Origin of the sequence: Mangrovibacter phragmitis, assembly GCF_040429585.1 — a bacterium.
In the GTDB taxonomy this organism is placed as follows: Bacteria; Pseudomonadota; Gammaproteobacteria; order Enterobacterales; family Enterobacteriaceae; genus Mangrovibacter; species Mangrovibacter phragmitis.
The window spans coordinates 2417011-2438209 of record NZ_CP134782.1 but is presented as its reverse complement, the minus strand read 5'-3'; the positions used below and the strand labels follow the sequence as shown (position 1 = coordinate 2438209).

General features: G+C 49.0%; 18 protein-coding genes, 1 pseudogene and 2 riboswitches. Of the genes and pseudogenes, 7 read left to right on the top strand and 12 right to left on the bottom strand.

What is annotated here, in order from left to right; translation table 11 throughout:
* Positions 1–172: 172 nt before the first annotated feature.
* Together MPHASIOC01_RS11805 and MPHASIOC01_RS11800 are read right to left on the bottom strand one after the other, a co-directional pair.
* Entirely contained in the window at positions 173–979 is an 807-nt protein-coding gene (locus MPHASIOC01_RS11805; RefSeq protein WP_353614697.1) for a hypothetical protein, read from the bottom strand.
* Positions 980–1558 carry a DUF4255 domain-containing protein gene (locus MPHASIOC01_RS11800; RefSeq protein ID WP_353614696.1) on the bottom strand — a complete coding sequence of 193 codons (579 nt, stop codon included), beginning with the start codon at positions 1556–1558 and terminating at the stop codon, positions 980–982.
* Between the two features lie 232 nt (positions 1559–1790).
* A riboswitch (TPP riboswitch) is annotated at positions 1791–1887 on the top strand.
* A 66-nt stretch (positions 1888–1953) separates the two neighbouring features.
* Between MPHASIOC01_RS11800 and MPHASIOC01_RS11795 the strand changes: the two are divergent.
* Together MPHASIOC01_RS11795 and MPHASIOC01_RS11790 are read left to right on the top strand one after the other, a co-directional pair.
* Positions 1954–3307: pseudogene (locus tag MPHASIOC01_RS11795) on the top strand (integrase).
* 138 nt (positions 3308–3445) lie between these two features.
* The gene (locus MPHASIOC01_RS11790; protein ID WP_064594876.1) at positions 3446–3760 is read left to right on the top strand and encodes a hypothetical protein; all 315 of its coding nucleotides are present in this window, start codon (positions 3446–3448) and stop codon (positions 3758–3760) included.
* On the opposite strand, the gene MPHASIOC01_RS11785 is transcribed toward MPHASIOC01_RS11790, so the two are convergent.
* Positions 3757–4566, bottom strand: a complete 810-nt coding sequence (locus MPHASIOC01_RS11785) for a DUF4225 domain-containing protein (RefSeq protein WP_064594874.1) — start codon at positions 4564–4566, stop codon at positions 3757–3759. The two genes, MPHASIOC01_RS11790 and MPHASIOC01_RS11785, sit on opposite strands and share 4 nt — an antisense overlap.
* 624 nt (positions 4567–5190) lie before the next feature.
* A riboswitch (TPP riboswitch) is annotated at positions 5191–5287 on the top strand.
* A 33-nt stretch (positions 5288–5320) separates the two neighbouring features.
* On the opposite strand from MPHASIOC01_RS11785, the gene thiM reads away from it, so the two are divergent.
* The 3 genes from thiM (at position 5321) to MPHASIOC01_RS11770 (ending at position 7813) form a co-directional block, all read left to right on the top strand.
* Positions 5321–6109 carry a hydroxyethylthiazole kinase gene (gene thiM, locus MPHASIOC01_RS11780; protein ID WP_064594870.1) on the top strand — a complete coding sequence of 263 codons (789 nt, stop codon included), beginning with the start codon at positions 5321–5323 and terminating at the stop codon, positions 6107–6109.
* Positions 6106–6906: a bifunctional hydroxymethylpyrimidine kinase/phosphomethylpyrimidine kinase gene (thiD, locus tag MPHASIOC01_RS11775; protein ID WP_064594867.1), complete on the top strand. Its 801-nt coding sequence runs from the start codon at positions 6106–6108 to the stop codon at positions 6904–6906. The genes thiM and thiD overlap by 4 nt, the downstream gene beginning before the upstream one ends.
* A 160-nt stretch (positions 6907–7066) precedes the next feature.
* Entirely contained in the window at positions 7067–7813 is a 747-nt protein-coding gene (locus tag MPHASIOC01_RS11770) for a GntR family transcriptional regulator (RefSeq protein WP_036114956.1), read from the top strand.
* On the opposite strand, the gene MPHASIOC01_RS11765 is transcribed toward MPHASIOC01_RS11770, so the two are convergent.
* The 3 genes from MPHASIOC01_RS11765 to MPHASIOC01_RS11755 are packed head-to-tail and all read right to left on the bottom strand — an operon-like array spanning position 7787 to position 11018.
* Positions 7787–8743, bottom strand: coding sequence for a PfkB family carbohydrate kinase (locus MPHASIOC01_RS11765; protein ID WP_064594865.1), 957 nt, complete (start codon positions 8741–8743; stop codon positions 7787–7789). The genes MPHASIOC01_RS11770 and MPHASIOC01_RS11765 overlap by 27 nt on opposite strands.
* Positions 8740–9744, bottom strand: a complete 1005-nt coding sequence (locus tag MPHASIOC01_RS11760; protein ID WP_353614695.1) for an ADP-ribosylglycohydrolase family protein — start codon at positions 9742–9744, stop codon at positions 8740–8742. Before MPHASIOC01_RS11760 ends, MPHASIOC01_RS11765 begins: the two co-directional genes overlap by 4 nt.
* Positions 9741–11018 carry a nucleoside permease gene (locus MPHASIOC01_RS11755; RefSeq protein WP_064594860.1) on the bottom strand — a complete coding sequence of 426 codons (1278 nt, stop codon included), beginning with the start codon at positions 11016–11018 and terminating at the stop codon, positions 9741–9743. The genes MPHASIOC01_RS11760 and MPHASIOC01_RS11755 overlap by 4 nt, the downstream gene beginning before the upstream one ends.
* 307 nt (positions 11019–11325) lie before the next feature.
* Here MPHASIOC01_RS11755 and MPHASIOC01_RS11750 point away from each other — a divergent pair, with 307 nt between their 5' ends.
* Together MPHASIOC01_RS11750 and fbaB are read left to right on the top strand one after the other, a co-directional pair.
* A complete protein-coding gene (locus MPHASIOC01_RS11750) occupies positions 11326–11847 on the top strand; it encodes a hypothetical protein (RefSeq protein ID WP_064594859.1) in 522 nt (173 codons plus the stop codon).
* A 207-nt stretch (positions 11848–12054) separates the two neighbouring features.
* Positions 12055–13107, top strand: coding sequence for a class I fructose-bisphosphate aldolase (gene fbaB, locus MPHASIOC01_RS11745; RefSeq protein ID WP_064594857.1), 1053 nt, complete (start codon positions 12055–12057; stop codon positions 13105–13107).
* A 73-nt stretch (positions 13108–13180) separates the two neighbouring features.
* Here fbaB and yegS read toward each other — a convergent pair whose 3' ends face one another.
* The 6 genes from yegS to baeS all read right to left on the bottom strand — a co-directional run bounded on the left by yegS (position 13181) and on the right by baeS (position 21188).
* Entirely contained in the window at positions 13181–14080 is a 900-nt protein-coding gene (gene yegS / locus MPHASIOC01_RS11740; RefSeq protein WP_064594855.1) for a lipid kinase YegS, read from the bottom strand.
* Between the two features lie 291 nt (positions 14081–14371).
* The gene (locus MPHASIOC01_RS11735) at positions 14372–15481 is read right to left on the bottom strand and encodes an SDR family oxidoreductase (protein ID WP_064594853.1); all 1110 of its coding nucleotides are present in this window, start codon (positions 15479–15481) and stop codon (positions 14372–14374) included.
* 594 nt (positions 15482–16075) lie between these two features.
* Positions 16076–16765 (bottom strand): VIT family protein, encoded by a 690-nt coding sequence (locus MPHASIOC01_RS11730; protein WP_064594851.1) that lies wholly within the window; start codon positions 16763–16765, stop codon positions 16076–16078.
* Positions 16766–17369: 604 nt separating this feature from the next.
* Entirely contained in the window at positions 17370–18731 is a 1362-nt protein-coding gene (gene yegQ, locus MPHASIOC01_RS11725) for a tRNA 5-hydroxyuridine modification protein YegQ (RefSeq protein WP_353614694.1), read from the bottom strand.
* Positions 18732–18873: 142 nt separating this feature from the next.
* Entirely contained in the window at positions 18874–19596 is a 723-nt protein-coding gene (gene baeR, locus MPHASIOC01_RS11720) for a two-component system response regulator BaeR (RefSeq protein ID WP_353614693.1), read from the bottom strand.
* Complete coding sequence (baeS, locus tag MPHASIOC01_RS11715; RefSeq protein WP_353614692.1) at positions 19593–21188, bottom strand: two-component system sensor histidine kinase BaeS; 1596 nt, start codon at positions 21186–21188, stop codon at positions 19593–19595. The genes baeR and baeS overlap by 4 nt, the downstream gene beginning before the upstream one ends.
* Positions 21189–21199 lie beyond the last annotated feature (11 nt).

The following is a 21199-nucleotide window of genomic DNA, read 5'->3' as shown; positions in this document are numbered from 1 at the left end:
CCAGAACACCAAATCAGTAATGAAATTATTAAATAAATACAGTGAGATATAATGATTTCCGCGTTAAATAGTGGTTTCCCCTGAGTTGAGCCATTCGGTTTCAATGGTGTGTGCCGACTCAATGCCTGCTTTCCCTGGTATCTATTCTATGATTTTTTGGTTATAAAAAATGTTAGTTACAGGCCACATAGATATGAGAAGTTAAACGCATGCTACCATCAATAAGTTGTATTGAGGTATTATTTGCATCAGGAAGTGGAAGTAACTTAACAATTGTTTTCTTGTCACTTAACAATGAAAAAGATTCTGCACATACTTTCATTAAGGGTATTCGGTGGTCTGAAATAAAAACCCGTGCAGTTTGATTTAAGATCTGTTCATTGGCCTGTTCAGTAAACGAACTGGCTATACCAGATGAGCCCGCTATGTTGATATTGGCTGTGGAATTTAATGAGCAAAGATAATATTTCCAGTAAGTTGATATGGTGTTGAATTGAAGAGTGATGGTTTTTTTATCTAAGTTAAATAACTTTTTTGGGATGTGAATGCTAAGTATCCCGATGAAATTTTTATTATAAATGGTTGTTCCTTGATGTTGTGTGAACTCATTGAGTTGGTCACAATTAATCCAGTTGTCAACACTGATCTGCATGGAGTTTCCCTGTGTAAACTCAGCATTTATACTAGCAATATCAAATGCATTCGGCATCCCGGTAATGCTTCTGACTACAGAGTCGGTACTTACGAGGTAAAACATCAGATTAAACTCTTGGGTTAAAGCAGCTAAATCGGTAAATGATTCTGCATCCACCACAAGTTGTATGGTTCCTGGTCTGGATTTCACCAGAATACCGTATTGCCTGAATAAAATTTCTGTATTTTCATCCGCAATGATATCAAAAGGTGCCAGTTCATCTTTAAATGAATTGTAATACTCATGCTGCACTTTAATGCTTAAGATGGATTGATAGTCTGCCATTTAGTTATCCCTTTTGGTGATGTCTGTATTGGAAATATGAATGTTGCCCACCTGGGACAGAATTGCTTCACTGTCTGGTACCAGTGCTCTCACCCGGTAAACGCATGATGGCAGGTAGTGTGAGCCGAATACACCCCACATATGGTTTAATTGCTCTCCCGGTATGGATTCCAGCTCCATGTTAATTTGTTCAATACTTTCAGGTAAATCAGGGGCGTTTTGGTGGGTGAAATTGCTGTTGCGGTTGAAGAATGCCAGTAAGTGCGACAGGACTTTTAACCCATCTGAATAATGGGCAGAGCTAAAATTAGCGGCGATGGTAACCGTCAGCGTGATAAAAAGTGGTTTCGAAGAGAGGGTTGTTCTGTTGCTATTGTTGTCCGGACGGTAACTTTTGGAAAACGTGTCTTTTTCGATATTGCTAATGAAAATGAGGACCTTGTTTTGTATTTCGTGTGATTTAGAACCATCCAGATCTACAGGCGGTGAGACAATTACTAAATCATTTGATAAATCAAAAACATTCTTTATTGACTGGTTCATCCTTTCTTTTAAGTACCCTAAGCAGAGGTCTAGCATGATATTTTCCTAATTAACAATAGAAAGTGACCATACAAATGGGAATAAGAGAGCTATAACCGATTTACAGATGATTTTACTACATCAAATGACTTTGTACCTGTTTCTGGCAGCAGGCGACAATCCGCCTCGCGGCATGTGAGCTGCTACTGCTTATGAAGGAGTAATACCAGCTACATATGCTTGTGTTGGCAAGCCTCTTCCTCTAATCTGGCACCAGCAGATATTTACGCTAAATGACTCGGGGTGCCCCATCATAGATGGGCTGAGAAATACCCGTATTACCTGATCTGGATAATGCCAGCGTAGTCTGGCCGTTATCCATTGAAAATCAAAAGAAATTTCTAGATTTAACGTCCTGTTTTGATAGTTCATTACTCAATGAGGCTTTCAGAATGGGCCACAGAACCATACGCCACACCACCACACGCAACGGGATTTATTACGTTCGTTTCCGCCTGACCGGTAATAAATATTTCCGCAAATCACTGGAGACTGACAGCCACACCCAGGCGCAGTTGCTCATGTCTTTTGCTTCTCCTGTGATTCCTCTGGTTCAGCGTGGAGTCATCCACCCGAACCAGTTTGGGGATCGCCTGTCTGAATACGGCAACCACTTAAAGCAACAGAATGAAAATTGGTTAACCCAGCAATTTTTTAATGACGACTTCCGTAAACCCCAGCCGCTAGTTGTGCAGGAGTATCGGGAGGTGGTCACCTCTGCCATCGTTGCAGAGCAAGAAGAGCAAGGTGAACCAAAAGAAGTGCTAACGCTGGCTGGCGCTTGGAATATGTACAAAAAGGAGAAGGCCCGGAATTGGACGAAGGGAATCTCGCAGGCCAATGAACGCTTTATGGAAGTTCTGCTGATTGTCTTGGGCGCATCTACAAATGTAATGACGATCACCAAGCAGGACATTAAGCAGGTGATGGAAGTTGTTGAAAACTTGCCTAAGCGTGTAGTGCAGCCTTATCGGTCAATGACGGTTCAGCAATTGATCGAGTGTGATGATGTGCCACCTGAAGATTTGGTTTGCGGTGAGTCTATCCACAAGCATTTAAAGATTTACAAATCGCTCTTCAAAACCTTCCTGACTGATAATAAAGATATTCTGGAGAAGTCTCCGACAGATGGAGTAGTCGCCGCACCGTCGAAAGCGAGGTTTGGAGCTTACAGTGCAGCAGAAATGAGAAAGTTTGTAGGGTGGGCGCTCAAGCAGCCTGATGGCTGGCAGAAATGGATCACCTTGTTGTTGGCGTATACGGGAGCCAGAAGAGGGGAGATCGCCAGGCTGGAGAAATCACAGATCAAATTTGATGAAGATAGCCAGCGGCACTACTCCTGATCGCGGAAGGAGGGCAGGGTAAAACCGAGAACGCTACAAGGCAGGTGGCAATCCATCCCAAACTGATCGAGTGGGGTTTTCTTGATTTCGTTAATCGACAATGGAAAGAGAAAATCTTTTCCCCTGTCTCTGGCAAAACATGCCGAAGATCGGCAAGGTCTTAGCAGATGTTCGAGATCAGCTTGGCATTCCTTATCTTGATGATTATGGGCAGCGGCGATTGGTGCATAGCTTTCGGCATATGATGATTTCTGGCTATTTAGCTGGTTGGGTTGGCAACCTGGCACACCTGCAACAGGTAGTTGGTTATGAGAAGAGTGGCTCAGGTATTACTAGACGCTATTTGCACACCTTTCCGTTACGCTCAGTTTGTTATGTGATAGATGGGTTGGATTGGTTGTAACGTCTTGGTACTACCAGGACTAAGGAAAGGGAGGTAGAGTCTGCCGCAAAGTTTCGGCTGGATTGCTGTAAAGTTCATCAGTATGATTGTTTGCACAATCAGCGATTGAGAAAACGCTTCTGGGAGATAAGGGACGATATGAAAGTGACTGACGAGGCATTGTTACGTTCAGGGTTTACGCAGTCCGAATTGCAGAAGATAAAAAGCAATATTGAAAAATATGGAGGAACGCCTGGAGAGGCCATAAATGACCTCGCTAGACGATTTGTTACCTTGGCGGGAGTGGTGGTTGTGTGTACCTTTATCCTGCTGCTACTTATCGTCTTCAGCTCACCTGATAGAGCAGTAGCATGGGGGCTGGCGATGATCTTTGGGGTTGCCATTATGTCCTTCGCACAGCCGCCGGTAATTTCCTATAAATCATGGCGTTACCGAAAAACTATCAAGGATTAACGGGTTCCATTTTCTGTTGTCAATAGGTCGAAAATCACTTTTGCTTTAACGCCATAACCGACAATCTTCATTGTTAGCTTAGGAGTGCTCATTGTGCTGACTTTGCGATAGTAATCGTGTGGAAGCCAGCGGAATAATCTCCAGGCTCCAGTTTTTCGAGCTAGTCCAGCAATGCTGTATAGACTGGCGCCAAGAGTAACACCATTATAGAGAGCCAGGCCCGTGTTAGGATTAAATCCCATGAACTGGGCCGTATGCATCGCGGAGTCAGCAATGATACCTTGCGAGGGTTTATGTCCTGCTGGCTGATCAAAGTTGAGCACTTCTTTCGTTAATCCGTTCATTCCATCGGCAATCAGAACTGCCCCAGCCAGCATACCAATCGGCCCCATAGTGGATAACATCATAAAGCCACCAAAGAGAACCACGCCTGATAGCACCACATTTACAGCGGATATAACATAACCGACGATTTTATTATTTTCCTTAACAAACTCGACCTTCGCGTAAAGCTGTGCGGCTCTGGTTCTTAACAGACGTTCTTGTTCGTGCAGATTATCCGTTTCGACACGCAGATTTTTGATGCATACGATGCATTCTTCATCTGTTTTAGCTCGCCGTGCTGCCTCGAACTCCTTTTCTACGACCTGTTTTATCTCTTCGATAAACTTGATACGTGTTAGGCCATCTTGCAAATAGAATGCTGACAGCCGGTTTGCTGTTTCGACGAGTTTCCGGGCTTCCAGATTCACCATTGTATCAGACCATGTTCTGTTCCAGCCCCTGTTGAGCAGCGCGATATCCATAAAGACTCCTTTCATGAATATGTCTGGTCATTTTACGTGCAATAAGGTCGAAGACAACAAAAAAAGATTTTATAAGAAACCACTTAAGTAAGACATGAACGAATAAAGTAGCTGCGGAGAGTGTACGGGTGGCACAGTAACTTTTGGTCTATTCTGCGTCTGTGTTCCTGAGATATGAGCGAGAAACGGACGGTTTGAAGGCGTTAGAAAAAAAACTCAGCCATAAACAGAGGGCCAGCGGATTAGATTAAGCTACATTTCAGACACAGCCCAACGCATTAAGGTTTTCTCAAAGCCAGTCAGTGGGAGCTGTTCTACTCTGTGAGATAGAGCCCGAAAGATGTTCTGATGGCAAAATAAGGTTCTTGAGCTGGGTCGAGATCTGAGTGGGTATTCCGTATTCGTCTAACGCAGTGAGTAGCGGGTCAAGGAACAGATTTTCAAGTTGCTCAAAAACCGTTATGCCGTAATAATGGATGGTTTCTTGTGCCATACAAACTGTCACTCATCCTGTCACACATGGCCCAAAAGGGCCGCTTTTACCGTTTACAAGACTTCCCGCTGGCATTACTATCCTGATCAGGGATTAATGAGGAGCATTAATCGCAAGCTTTTGATTTTGTTTTATTTGACTCGGGGTGCCCCATCATAGATGGGCTGAGAAATACCCGTATTACCTGATCTGGATAATGCCAGCGTAGGGAAGTCAGATACCTGTCCGGTATCGCTTCTTCACGCCGGACAGGAGCCTGAAATGCAACCTGACCTGCTGTGCGGCAATCAAGCCGCCACCGTTTTACAACACTTCCGTACTCACCGCCCACTGGTCCATTGCCTGACCAATGACGTGGTACAAACCTTTACTGCCAATACCTTGCTTGCTTTGCGTGCGTCCCCCGCGATGGTGCCGGACGAGCAGGAAGCCGCACAATTCGCGGCCCTGGCAGATGCCTTACTGATTAATGTTGGCACACTCACCACACCGCGAGCTGCAGGCATGATGGCAGCGATTCATGCAGCCAATAACGCGGGTAAACCCTGGGCGCTGGATCCGGTTGCGGTGGGTGCGTTGCAGTTGCGTACCACATTTGCCCATCAGGCATGCGAATTACGCCCGGCAGCGATACGGGGCAATGCCTCCGAAATTATGGCGCTGGCAGGTAGCGGTACAGGCGGGCGCGGAGTGGATTCGTTGCAGCCAGCAGAGCAGGCAATAGATGCCGCCGTGCGTCTTGCCCGGAGTTCCGGGGCTGTTGTCGCGGTGACAGGTGAGGTGGATTATGTCACCGATGGTGAACGCACTCTGGCTGTCCCCGGAGGCGATGTGTTGATGACGTATGTTGTGGGCACCGGGTGTGCGCTTTCTGCTGTGGTTGCCGCCAGTTGCGCGTTACCGGGTGACAGGCTGGTGAATGTCGCTGGCGCGTGCCGGATTATGTCTTGTGCCGGGGAGCTCGCTGTTGCAGCAAGCCGGGGCCCGGGCAGTTTTGTTCCTGCCATGCTGGATGCCTTGTGGAACCTCAATGAAGGGGCTCTGGCATGAGAAGAGTTAATGCACTGACAATCGCCGGAACGGACCCCAGTGGTGGGGCAGGCATCCAGGCCGATTTAAAAACCTTTTCTGCGCTGGGAGCTTACGGGTGTTCGGTTATCACTGCGCTGGTGGCGCAAAATACACGCGGCGTGCAGTCGGTCTACCGCATTGAGCCGGATTTTGTCGCCGCACAACTGGATTCAGTGCTTAGCGATGTGCGTATCGACTCCACGAAAATTGGCATGCTGGCAGAGACTGACATTGTGGAGGCGGTTGCAGAGCAACTGCGGCGCTATCAGAACCACAACGTCGTTCTCGATACGGTGATGCTGGCCAAAAGTGGCGACCCGCTTCTTTCAGCCTCTGCCGTTGATACACTGCGTAAAAAATTGCTGCCGCAGGTGGCGCTTATCACCCCAAACCTGCCAGAAGCCGCAGCACTGTTAGATGCGCCATCTGCGCAAACTGAAGGTGAAATGAAAGCGCAGGGGCAGGCGCTACTGGCAATGGGGTGCGGCGCAGTGCTCATGAAAGGGGGGCATTTGAATGATGTTGAAAGCCCGGACTGGCTCTTTACCCGTGATGGTGAATGGCGTTTTACTGCACCGCGCGTGCAGACTAAAAACACCCATGGCACAGGCTGCACACTCTCTGCCGCCCTTGCAGCGTTACGCCCACGGCATAGTACCTGGGCAGATACGGTGCAGCAGGCTAAAAACTGGCTCTCCGCTGCGCTGGCGCAAGCGGATACTCTGGAAGTAGGGCACGGGATTGGGCCGGTTCACCATTTTCATGAGTGGTGGTAGCCGTATATATCTGTCATGTTGCAACTTGCAGGTGCGTTAGCTGCACCTCACCCCGGTAGATACTTAATATAAGCTGCCGGGGGTACTGCCTTGCAACCTTCCTGCAATTCGCATTATTTAGGGTATACTGGCAGGAAACCCCGGCCAGAGAAAAACAGAGATGGAACAAGCGCATACCCGGTTAATTGCCCACCTTAATGAACGGATTGCCGCGCCCGATAACACGCCGCTGTACCTTAAATTTGCCGAAACGGTCAAAAACGCGGTGCGCAGTGGCCTGCTGGAGCACGGAAATATCCTGCCGGGTGAGCGTGACCTGAGCCAGTTAACCGGGGTGTCGCGAATCACAGTACGCAAAGCGATGCAGGCGCTGGAAGAAGAGGGCGTGGTGACCCGTGCTCGTGGTTATGGTACGCAAATCAATAATATATTTGAATATTCCCTGAAAGAGGCGCGCGGTTTTTCTCAGCAGGTGGTGTTGCGTGGTAAGAAACCGAATACTCTGTGGGTCAATAAGCGGGTGGTGAAATGCCCGGAAGAGGTAGCCAGCCAGTTGTCGGTTGCGCCGCAAAGCGATGTTTTTTTGCTTAAGCGTATTCGCTATGTTGATGAAGATGCTGTCTCAATTGAGGAGTCCTGGGTGCCGGCGGGGTTAATCCATGACCCCGATGCGATTGGTATTTCGTTGTATGACTATTTTCGCAGCCAGAATATTTTCCCTCAGCGCACCCGCTCACGCGTCAGCGCCCGCATGCCGGACAGCGAATTTCAGGAACATATCAGTATGGATGACAAAATACCGGTGCTGGTGATTAAGCAAGTGGCGCTTGACCAGCAACACCGGCCGGTTGAGTACAGCATCAGCTACTGCCGCAGCGATCTATACGTTTTTGTGTGCGAGGAGTAACTCCTCACGCGTCGGAGCGCAGTCCCCGCCACGATGGCTGACAACCCAGGCGGCCACTGCGTTGCCAAGCCTGACTGAATCAGCCAGAGACCAACCCGCGGCAAGGCCCGCCAGCGTTCCTCCGGCATGGCTGTCGCCTGCGCCGATAGTATCCACAACAGTCGCCTGAAATGCCGGGACATAACCTGATTCAGTACCGTCATACCAGGTGGCTCCCTCTTTGTCATGGCGAACAATCAATGCACTGGCAAACCGTTGCTGCCATACCTCTCCCAATTGTTCCTCTGCCACGCCCAGCCGCCCGGCGGCAATCTGCGCCTCCTGGCGGTTCAGAGACACCACGGGGCGGCAGGCCATAATCCGTGCCATCAGCGCATCAGAGATATCAGCAAGACGCGGGCCGAAATCAATAAACGCGGTTACCTCCGGCAACCCCTCCAGCCAGTTCGTCAACAGTTCACCGCACGGCGATACCAACTGATAGCCGGAAAGATAGACGAGGCTGCCTGGGGGCACATCGAGTTTAGCCAGCCACGCTGGTTGCCACTGGTTTTCTACGCCACTGAAGGACATAAATGTACGTTCGCCGTCCGGCTCAACAAGTGCCAGGCACCAACCGTTATCACCCGTTTCAGCGTCTACCACGCTATGAAGACTCTGCTTTGCCATTGCGTTGCGAATGATATCGGCCCACACGCCGTGCCCCACGGGCAGGGCGTTTTGCGCGGCAATACCCAGCCGTTTCAGGGCGATGGCGATATTCAGTGCACAGCCACCAATATTAACCCCTTGCTGTTTTAGCTCAATATCGCAACCGCTCCACGGCAAAGCCCAGGCGTCTGCAATCACGTCAATCACGGCCGCGCCCAGTACCGTGAGCGGTCGAATGGCGCGTAATGTTTCAATCTGGTGGGCAAAACCTGAATTCATACATCCTCCCTTTGCTCCCGATAGCGCAACAGTGCATCGCAGTACCTGGTGAAATTGGGCTGATTAACGGCGTCGAGTTCTGATTTGAAGGATGGGTTAATCGCCTGGACCCCGTGCAACGCGCCGCAAATGGCGGTTGCCATTGCCCCAATGGTGTCTGTATCGCCGCCCAGGTTGGCGCATAAAATTGCACAGCGGTTCGGGTCGGTACCGGCCAGCTCCACCATCGCAATGGCGGCCGGAACGGATTCGATGGTGCTGGTACCGGCACCAACTAACTGATAAACCTGCTCGCTGGCGGATTCTGTGCCGTCTGCTTCGCGGACGGTTTTGAGTGCCAGTTCCAGGCGGGCCGCCAGTGATGGGCTGAAAGTAGTTGGTTTGGCTTCCTGCGCATAACGGGCGATACCGGGCAGGGCATCAACAATGCTTTGCCAACGCTCGCCGTCAATCGCGCGGGAAATCGCCCAGGCAACTACCACTGCACCGGCAATCGCCAGGTCAGATTTATGCGTTGGGCTGGAGGCCAGCGCCACCTGGTCAACAAACTGTGCCAGATGGGTGGCCGGTAACAGGCAACCCAATGGTGAAGCGCGCATTGCTGCGCCGTTGGTCACACCGTTGTTCTCCAGTTCGCTCACCGGTTTTCCGTCACGAATGGCGTTAAGTGCAATTTTAGAGGTTGGGCCTAATACATTTTTGTTAAAGGCGTCGAAGGATTCTGCCCAGCGCAAAATATGCTTGCCGATGACATCGGCATTGATTTGCCCGTCACATTCGATAATGGCATCAGCCAGGCAAAGCGCCATGGAGGTGTCGTCAGTAAACTCAGCCTGGTTAAAATAGCAGGCGGCATTGTTCTCTGCGGGGCCCGGTAAAAAACGGTCTATCCAGCCAAAGTGCGCTTTAACGCGCTTTCTTGGCCACAGCTCAGACGGCATACCCATCGCATCCCCTAACGCCTGCCCATAAAGAGCACCGAGAACACGTTCATGTTTCATTTCACTTCCCCTTGTGTCAGCGCGTTATCGCCATCAACCACCTCAATTGCGGTGATCTCTTTATCCGATTCGCGGAAAAACAGCATAAATAGTAAGGCTATTATGGCAATCATGACGCCGCCAAATGTCCACATCCCGGCCCAGTTGAAGGTTTGCCCATTTACTGGCGGATTCAGGGCGAACATTTTCTCCATCATCACACCACCCAGGCGGTAACCCAGCAGGCTGCCAAAGCCCTGGCAACACAGCGTAATCAAACCCTGTGCGGCAGTGCGCATATGTACCGGCGATTTTTTGTCCACATAGATGTATGCCGTTACGTAGTAGAAGTCATAACTCACACCGTGTAACAAAATGCCAAGGAACAGCAGGGCGTAGGTAAAATAGTGTTCTGCACCACCGTAGACAAAGAAACCATAGCGAATAGCCGCAGTGATAAGGCCCAACAGTAAGACCTTCTTAATACCAAAGCGTTTGATGAAGAATGGCAGCGCCAGCATAAAGAAGATTTCTGAGAACTGGCCGAGCGTCATCCAGCCAGTGGCGTTTTTCATGCCTGCTTCTGTGAGATAACCGTTGGCGAAGATGTAGTAAAACGCCAGCGGCATTGCGAACAGGAATGAGCAGAAGAAGAACACCAGAAAGTTTTTGTCACGCAGAAGAATCAGTGCATCCAGCCCGAGCATGACTTTGAAATCCAGCTTGCCGGTACTCTTTGGCGGTGTATTCGGCAGGAATAAGGCAAAAACTCCGAGCAATGCGGAGCTTCCCGCTGTCATCAGTAGGGGAATATTGGTATCTGAAATGTCGCTATAGCCCAGCATCTGGGGCAGAAAACCGCACGCCAGTCCGGAGGCTATCCAACCAATGGTGCCCATCACCCGGATACGTGGAAAGTTGGCCTCAACGTCATCCACGTTGGCAAAAGCGATACTGTTGGTCAGTGCGATGGTGGGCATATAAGTCAGGGAATAGGCCAGCAGCAACGGGAAGAAGTGACTGAACTGGGTTTGCTGTGCAGCGAAGTACATCAGTACAGCACCGGCAAACATCAATACTGCCAGCACTTTCTGTGCTGCGAAGAAGCGGTCGGTCAGTGAGCCAACCAGGATAGGCGAGAGGATTGCAGCAATAGCAGTACAGGCATATGACCAGCCAATTTCACCAGCAGTAAAGCCGCTTTTACTGAGCCACAACCACAACGGCACAAACCACGCGCCCCAGATAAACCATTCAACAAACATCATGAATGACAGTTGGACTTTCGTTTTCATTGTTTAATCCTTCATGTCAGGTAAGGTACTCCTTTAAAATACCATTCAATAATACCTTTAAAATACCTTTGTGGTGATTACTTGATCAATGTAACAGTTTTGCTGTACACCAACCGGCCCTGACGGGGGGGTGTAAAGTGTGTTGCTACCGTGGAAACACAGTGCCAACGGGTATGACACCCGGCGGGTTTCGCGGAAGGGGATAACTGGTATTAATCGTAAATAATAGTGTTAATACCCCTGGTAAAAACGATTTTTCCCTGAAAGTCTGAACCCCGATACTGTCTTCCTTTTTCAGAGGAAGAAAATGAAAAATCTCGATTTATTAATGAATGGTATGTACACCTTCAATGATGAGTGGGAAGGGAAACAGCGGCTGAATGTGGTCGCCCACGGGTGTCTGGTGGGCAAAACAGGTAGCATGGTGGTGGCAGGTTTTCAGAATGGCAGATTTGGCGATGATGTACGCCATGTTTCCGCAGAGGAACTGAGCCTGCTGCTCAAAACACGCTATCCGCTGTACCAAAATGCCATCATTCGTACACTAACCTGCTATTCGGGTGATGGGGGAAATGATGCCTTTGGCGCACAATTGTGCCGTAAAACCGGGCTGCCAGTGCAGAGTTTCATCGGCCCGATGACCGGGAATTTTACGCCAGAAAAAATAACAGAACTCTGTTCGGAGGCCTTGCGTTTTGGCATTTATGACAAGCTCACCGCACTTTTTGCCGAGAAACGCGAGTTTCAGGTCAACAGCCGTAATCCCTATTCATTTTTCAGCCGTAACTACTTTTCTTTTCGCCATCAGCCAGTGACATTTTCTCCCTGAAACCAGGGCTAACAGCAAGTTACTGGATGTCATTTTTACACAAGGGGCTTCACCAAAAATCTGCTACGGTTATATTTCTCAGTGAATAATAGCCGGGCTCAGGCTGCTACCCGGAGTTTATGCGAACTCTGCGCGGTAAACTCCGGTGAGCCTGATAGCTTCAGGGCATTATTCGCTGGCAAACAGAGGCAAATAATGGAGTGTATGATGACCGATATTATTCAGTTTCTTGGAAAAGACGCCGATAGCCTGTTGCAACACCGTTGTATGACAATTTCCGCCGAACAGCTCTACCTGCCCGGGCCTGATTATGTGGACCGGGTTATGGTGGACAACAACCGCTCACCTGCTGTACTGCGTAACATGCAGACTCTCTATAACACAGGCCGCCTGGCTGGTACCGGGTACTTGTCGATACTGCCGGTTGACCAGGGGATTGAACATTCTGCTGGTGCATCATTTGCCGCCAATCCTCTCTATTTTGACCCGAAAAACATTGTTGAACTGGCGATTGAAGCGGGTTGTAACTGCGTAGCTTCGACTTATGGCGTGCTGGCTGCGGTTTCCCGCCGTTATGCCCACCGTATTCCGTTTCTGATGAAACTGAACCATAACGAAACCCTGAGCTACCCAACGACTTATGACCAGACTCTGTATGCCAGCGTAGAGCAGGCATTTAACCTGGGGGCTGTTGCGGTAGGCGCTACGATTTACTTTGGTTCAGAAGAGTCCCGCCGCCAGATAGAGGAGATCTCAGCGGCATTCGAACGGGCACATGAACTGGGGATGGTAACAGTGCTGTGGGCGTATTTGCGTAACCCTGCTTTCAAAAAAGATGGTGTGGATTACCATGCCAGCGCCGACCTTACCGGCCAGGCAAACCACATCGCAGCGACGATTGGCGCCGACATTGTTAAGCAGAAAATGGCAGAAAATAATGGCGGCTATAAAGCTGTTAACTTCGGTTACACCGACGAGCGTGTCTACAGCAAACTCACTACGGAAAACCCCATAGACCTGGTGCGTTACCAACTGGCAAATTGTTATATGGGCCGTGCCGGGTTAATTAACTCAGGGGGTGCAGCAGGTGGAGAAACAGACTTAGCTGATGCTGTGCGTACTGCCGTGATTAACAAACGCGCTGGTGGCATGGGGCTGATCCTTGGGCGCAAGGCGTTCAAAAAATCTATGGCAGACGGGGTAAAACTGATTAATGCCGTACAGGATGTTTACCTCAGTAAACAGGTCACTATCGCCTGAGTTGCTCACACGCAAAAACGGAACAGGTGATATTGTTGAAAGCGCCCCGGTAAGATACCGGGGCGGGAGGGTGTTATTTCAGTAACGGGCAGTCCGGAGGCAGGCGGCAGAAAACAGCGCCCGGCTTTACAACCAGTGAGAACTGGTTGCCACTAATGGGCTCACCATCCAGGTTGAATGTCATAGTGTGTTCAGCCCGAATCTCAAACCAACTGCCACTGGCCTCTATCATGTGTTCTTCATCTTCACTGCGCGCCAGGGTACTGAGTAGCGTGGGAACTAAAGACTCTCCGGTAAAAATACGCAGGTTAAGCATTCCATCGTTAATCAACGCACCGGGGCAAAGCAACTGCCCACCCCCGGCCTGGCGGCCATTGCCTATCCCCACAATCAGGGCGTCCCCTTCCCAGATAAAATCACCACTACGAATTTCACAATGGTCCGGAGACAGTTTATCCAGCCGCAGGATCCCATGGATCAGGTAGGACACGCCGCCAAACGTAGCTTTCATGGTTTCCGGAGTATCATTAGTCACTTTGGTACCAAACCCGCCAGATGCCATATTAATAAAGCAGCGACCACGGTTCACCTGGACAAGATCTATCTGGCGTGGACGACCATTGATTGCCAGCATCAGTGCATTATTCAGCGCATCGGGTATCCCGGCTGCTGTGGCAAAGTCATTGGCGGTTCCCAGCGGTAAAATCCCCAGAATTGGGCGTGATTTTTCTTCCAGCTTGAAAATACCATTGACCACTTCGTTCAGCGTACCGTCACCACCACCGGCAATGACGTTCTCGATTTTCAGGCTGTGAGCTTCATTAACAAACCGCTCTGCATCTCCAAACTCCCAGGTCACCCGGACGTGGAGATCAAACCCTCGTTCACGAAACTGATGAATGGTATCCCGCAAAATAGGATCATTAGCAAGTTTGCCATTAAGAATTAGCATGGAAGAGGCAAGTGTTTTCATGGCTTGTATTCCCTGTAAAGTGCTCCACACCCAAAGTGTAGTGCTATATAGAGATTGTTATCGTCAGAACAGCCTGAAAACTGGAGGGAAAAATAAGCTTGTGTCAGGGTTTAGTTATTCCTGACAGAAAATATACCTGAATGGTGGTCATTCCAGCCGTTGCCTGGTCTGCAACTAATGCTTTCATCACTCGAGACTGGCACAGGGGCACTGAACAACGGTTTACTCAGATATTCAACAGGCTACCTCTCTTAAGAGGCAGGTAGCCTGTTGCCGGGTAGCCAGGTACGGTTATTTAAAATCGCAGGCCATCATTTCCGTTACGCTTTGCCCACGAGTCGAATCCACACACTTATCTATGTAGGATGTAAACTTCCGGGGAGCGGAAACACCCAGGTGGAGCAGTTGAGTATTGTCAAAAGTGACATTCAGGCGGGAGAACTGGCCATAAAGATTAATTGCTCTGAGTATAATTCGCTCATTGCACTCGCCAAAAAGTGTTGGGAAGGATTTACGAATCCCCATAAAATACCCCATATCCACCATACTATAACTGTCTGCTACCGGTTTTGTTCCCCCAGCCTGGGCCATTGCCTCGTCTATTTCAGCAAAATTTACACTGTATTCTGGCCCTGCAGAAACATGGTATACACCATTTTTTACATTTTCACTTTCTGTTAATGTCAGTAAGGCTTCGGCACAAAAATCAACGGGTACTACATCAATTTTGTCCTGCAAATTACACATAAATTTACCCAGAGTCAGTGCCATTTTAAACACCCAAAAAATACTGCTCGAAGGCTTACAGCCTAACTCTGAATGACCAACAATAATTGACGGGCGGGCAATAACTAACGGGAGCCCTGGCAACTCTTCGTGCATTTTTCGCTCAATTGCTGCTTTGGCACGAGTATAATCAACAATATGCTCCGAATCATCGGTTGTGATGAGTGATTCTTTAATGTTGTGGCCCGGTTCTGGTAAGCAGGACATGGCGGTGCCAACATGCACAAAACGCTGCAACGAGGGTACTTCTGACATTCTTTTTGCAAAAGCAAATGTACCTTCTACATTTACTTTCCAAATCATTGGGTTCTTACCAAATGATGCAACTGCAGCACAGTTAATCACATGAGTGACTTCATTCAAACACGGGTTATTCAGAAACAGTTCGGGCTGTGCTAAATCGCCTTCAATAATATTGCTATCAGTGAGTTGGCCAGTTATTTCGGGAGAAAGCCCAAAACGAGCGAGGTTATCTTGTACTCGTGTTAATGCCTGGTAGTCTCCTGCTGTTCTGGATAATATTAAAATATCCTTAATATTATATTTTTTTAGTGCATAACTTAAAACACAACCACCAAGAAACCCGGTACAACCCGTTATCAATAATTTACTCATTTTTTGCTATCACTTTGATTAATAGATTAACACACCGCACATTACAAAATGTAAGCATCTGTAATATGGACTACCCTAACGGGGAGATACTTCCCAGACTGTTAAAAAATTTACTCTTCGGCCGTCTATGACTGAATACTGCGTTTGAAATACTCAGAAAACTGTTCTACCTGATCACATTCGGAAAAATAGAAAACAACAAGATTGTCAGTTAGAGGATGGAGAAGGTGTCTCCTGTTAAAAAGCACGAATTGTTCATGCCAGAATAAACTACTCGCCCATCAGATCATTCGCAACAAATAACAGGTGACAAAGTTAAACGATAGCTTAACAAACTGCTTTTTTTTTAAAAAATGCACTGTCTAAGAATGCAAGAAAAAAAGTATTTCAACTTAATATAACCAGGTGTAACCCGTTTGCTAAACAGCGGCATGAAGATGCCTGATGGTCGGTTTAAAAAGTTACCAATTACTCTCAGGGTACACTTTTGTCCTCCTGTATGCTGCCTGCACTGTTAAAAAATCCGCATTATTAATTCGTTTTCTATCAGACAATACGCATACCTTGAGGCATCTTCTGCAGATGAAACAATATCTAAGCCAGAACCTGCCCCGCGAGTGCCCCCGCTCCCATAGATAAAGCCATTGCCATTGCGCTCCAGAAGGTGATTCTGAGCATGGCTTTCAGTGGTGATGCCTTACCCACAACGGATGAAATATATCCAAGGAAAGTCAGTGAAACGAGAGTGGAAAGAATGACAAATGGAAAAACCAGTGCCGGGGGGGCTAACCATGCAACAATTAAAGGCAATACTGCGCCTGCGGAAAAACTTCCGGCTGAAAAAATTGCAGCCTGGAGTGGTTGTGCCGCATTGGTTTCTGTAATTCCCAATTCTTCACGGGAATGAGCGTCCAGCGCATCCTTTTCCATAAGTTGTAATGCAACTTTGTGAGCCAGGTCTGGCTCAACACCACGCTGTATATATAGAGAAGTGAGTTCATTAACCTCGCCTTCATAGTCAGCCATCAACTCCTTCTTTTCCTGCGCGAGAGCGGCGTTTTCCGTGTCTGTCTGAGATGAAACTGAGACATATTCTCCTGTCGCCATCGACATGGCACCGGCAACAAGCCCGGCAATCCCTGCCAGTAAAATACCGGATGATGAGCTGCCTGCCGAGGCAATACCAAGGACAAGACTCGCTGTCGAGACGATACCATCATTTGCACCTAATACGGCAGCTCTTAACCATCCCACTCTTTCGATACTGTGTAGTTCCAGATGCATATATCAGTTTTCCTTTTTACAATGATTAAACATCACACATTACTAATATATAAAAGCTGTTATGCAAAATAATTTATTCTTTCAGTATTAATCTCACATTAAGATTGAATAATTATGAATGCACTATCTTTTTTATTGCAATATCACATGTAATGATAATTAATATCATGATCATTCAACCAGAGTATGAGAGAGTATATTAAATAGAGAACTGGTTGATTTTATTTTAGTTGCGCATTTAACGATGTATCCCTGGTATGGTGTGAGATGTAGGGCATATTATCGATCGTTAAACACTATTCAGAATTGCCAGCTGATATTTAAAACAGACAGAAACATTACCTGGCTGGGCAGGGCAGGAAATGCAAAGAGACACCACGCTATACACAAAAAGCCTGGTACCAGCAATCTGGGCGTTAAGTGAAATACACAAAAAAATAAGCCTGCGTAAGGGAGATTACACAGGCTAAGGAGGTGGTTCCTGGTACAACTAGCATTTATGGGTTATGTTTTTCAGCGTGCTAATAATATCCATATTAAACCGTCACGTATGTGATCCAGTTCTAAGGTTAGCTCGCTGGTAACCATAAACAGCCGTTGGTTGTTACTTTGCGTGTGGATTACGGGTGGTTTGCCCCGCCAGGTTGCGCATCAACAGGCCATATTCCAGCGCCAGGTCCGCCGGAACGGGCAGCCAGACTGTGTAGCCATCACCCGGCGCCACGTCCATTGGCTGGCCTTTGCCGTTTTCCATATGTTCCAGCGTGAAGCTGATGTTGCCTTGCGGCGTCATTAACTCCAGGCTGTCGCCTTTACTGAATTTATTTTTTACCGCTACTGCAGCAAGCTCGCCGTTACGCTCGCCGGTGAATTCCCCGACAAACTGCTGGCGGTCGGAAACCGAATACCCGTATTCATAGTTCTGGTAGCTGTCATGGGTATGGCGGCGCAGAAAACCTTCGGTATAGCCACGGTGTGCCAGGCCTTCCAGTGTTTCCAGTAACGACGGGTCGAAAGGTTTCCCTGCTGCGGCATCATCAATGGCGCGGCGGTACACCTGAGCGGTACGGGCGCAGTAGTAAAACGATTTGGTGCGCCCTTCAATTTTCAGCGAATGCACACCTAACTGGGTTAAGCGCTCAACATGTTGAATGGCGCGCAAATCTTTGGAGTTCATAATATAGGTGCCGTGTTCGTCTTCGAACGCCGTCATATATTCACCCGGGCGCTGGCTCTCTTCAATCATGAATACTTTGTCGGTTGGCGCGCCAGCACCCAGCGTAGGTTCAACATTCTGTACCGGAATGGGTTCATGCACATGTACGATATTGCCGATATCGTCTTCTTTGCCTTCCTGAACTTTGTATTCCCAACGGCAGGCATTAGTGCAGGTGCCCTGATTCGGGTCGCGCTTATTGATATAACCGGAAAGCAGGCAGCGGCCTGAATAAGCCATGCATAATGCACCGTGTACGAATACTTCCAGTTCCATTTCCGGAACCTGTTCACGAATTTCAGCAATCTCTTCTAAAGAAAGCTCGCGGGAAAGAATGACCCGGGTCAGCCCCATCTGTTTCCAAAATTTTACCGTTGCCCAGTTCACCGCGTTCGCCTGTACGGAAAGGTGAATAGCCATTTCCGGGAAGGCTTCACGAACCATCATGATTAAACCAGGATCAGACATGATGAGCGCATCCGGGCCCATATCCACAACGGGTTTCAGGTCGCGAATAAAGGTTTTCAGTTTGGCGTTATGAGGGGCAATATTTACCACGACATAAAACTTTTTCCCCAGTGCGTGGGCTTCATTTATCCCCAGGGCAAGGTTTTCGTGGTTGAATTCGTTGTTACGCACCCGCAGGCTGTAACGAGGCTGTCCCGCATAAACGGCATCTGCGCCATAAGCGAAGGCGTAACGCATATTTTTCAGCGTTCCCGCCGGAGAGAGTAATTCCGGTTTAAACATATTGGGCTCTTTCTGATGTCAGGTCAGAACCGTTTCACCAGGTGAAACGGCAGGTATGCGGCGTAATGCCACACTTTCAGGGCGGGCATTGTAGCGCTTGCGGCAGGGGAAATAAACCCGGGCGTCAGTACGCCCGGCGGGGTTACAGAAACTGGCAGGGGTAGGCTTCCCAGCGGTAGCCTACACCGTAAACAGCGCGAATAAATGGCTGTTCTTCATCCAGTGCTTCCAGCTTGCGGCGCAGGTTTTTGATATGGCTGTCTATAGTACGGTCCGTGACCACCCGGTAATCATCATAAAGATGGTTCAGCAACTGTTCACGGGAAAAGACTTTGCCCGGTTCATGGGCAAGGGTTTTTAGCAGCCGAAACTCAGCCGGGGTGAGATCCAGCGCTTTGTTATTCCAGCTGGCCTGGAAACGGCTTTCATCGATTTTCAGTGTTGGGCCGTTATCTGTGTCGCTGTGAAACGCTTTGGGCTGGCAACGGCGCAGAATAGTTTTTACCCGGGCGACAACCTCCCGTGGGCTGTAGGGCTTACAGATATAATCATCCGCGCCAATTTCCAGCCCCAACAGGCGGTCTATCTCTTCAATTTTCGCGGTAACCATAATAATGGGCACATCGGAAAACCGGCGGATCTCTTTGCAAATAGTCAGGCCATCAGTACCCGGTAACATCAGATCCAGCAGAATAAGGTCCGGTGGAGTCTGGCGCACATAAGACACAACCAGATCCCCATGGTTAACCAGAACTGGAGCATAACTGGCTGCCCGCAGATAATCGATAAGCAACTGACCCAGTTTCGGCTCATCTTCCACAATCAGGATCTGTGGTGCATTTTCATCAATCGGGAATTCGCTCATACGCTTCTCTGTGTTTCATTTTCTAAAGGTAAGGTGACATCAATACTGATGCCCCCGGCAGCGGCGTGCCCGGCGGAAATTTTACCACCATGGGCTTCCACAATATTCTGGCAAATAGACAAACCTAAACCCGAACCGCCACTGGCCCGGTTACGCGAACCTTCAGCACGGTAGAACCGCTCAAATAATTGTGCAAGCTGTTCATCGGTTACCCCCGGGCCACTGTCTGCGAATTGCAGGTGAAGTGCGCCATTCTGGATGCGGCCAGTAATGGTCAACCCGCCACCGCTGTCAGTATAGCGCAGGCTGTTTTCCAGCAGGTTGTTGAATAATTGCATCAAACGGTCCGGGTCGCCAAACAATGTGGCGCTGTCTGGTAAACTCAGGCTGATGCTCAACCCATGGCTGTTAAAGCGCTCGCGAAATGCGCCTGTGGCCGTCTCCACCAGAGAGATCACTTCTATATGATGGCGCTGGTAAGCAAGTGCCCCCTGATCCGACATGGATAGCTGGTGCAGGTCATTAACCAGTTTGGTCAGCGTAGCCACTTCGGCCTGCAGAGAAGCCACTGATTCCGGGGTAAATTTCCGCACACCATCCTGAATCGCTTCCAGTTCGCCACGTAATACCGCCAGTGGTGTGCGTAGTTCGTGGGAAATATCAGCCATAAAGGCCTGGCGCATTTGCTGGTTTTTCTCAAGGGTGCTGGCCAGTTGGTTAAAGTCACTGGCAAGCCTGCCCAGTTCATCGTTGCTGCTTCGTTCCACCCGGGTACTGAAATCACCTGCTGCTAACTTGTGTGTTCCTTCCACCAGGCGTTTGACCGGTGCCAGTAAACCACGGGCCAGCGGGAATGTCGCTCCGGCAGCCATTAATGTTGCCAGTGCGACTATCAACCAGCTGGTACGTCGTTGCTGGCGGTCAAAGCTGATATCTGTGGTTCGGGTCAGGCGTTCAATGGGGGACGCCACCACCCAGCCAACAGTGGTATCGTTGAATTTAATTGGCTCCCGGTTGCTGTCGGGTGGAATAGGGAAGGGTGGGCCAACCAGCAGGCGGCTTTTTTGGTCCAGTACCCAAAATTGTGTATGCCAGCCATGGAGCGGATCCATTCCCGGCCCCGGTTCACGGTGAACGCCATCGTCCACCTGGGGTGGTTCGCTGTTGGGTACGAAAGGATCTGGTTGCCCATGATCCATGTTCATGTTGCCAGGCCCGCCGCCATCGGGCATGGCATCCTCGTTGCCATTTCTGGCTTCCAAAGCAGGCGTATATTGCTCCATATTCCGTTCACCGGGGCGCGGAGGGGGCAGTGGCGCACCGCTCAGATCGCGGTCGAAGGAGCGCAAAAGCTGGAACATAAACCTGTCATTGTGGCGCAGGAAGCGCCAGTTTCCGTGAATGGCATACTGTTCCGCCAGGGTGTCTCTCAGCAGTACCAGCCGCTGTTGGTTACCGTGCTTAATATAATCAATAAAACCCCGTTCAAAGCTGACACGTACTGCCCAGTGCATTGTGATAAGCAACAGAATGCAGGTGGACAGAATCGCAATAAATAATTTGCCAGTAATACCCAGGCGCCAGAACTTCATACAGGGCTCCA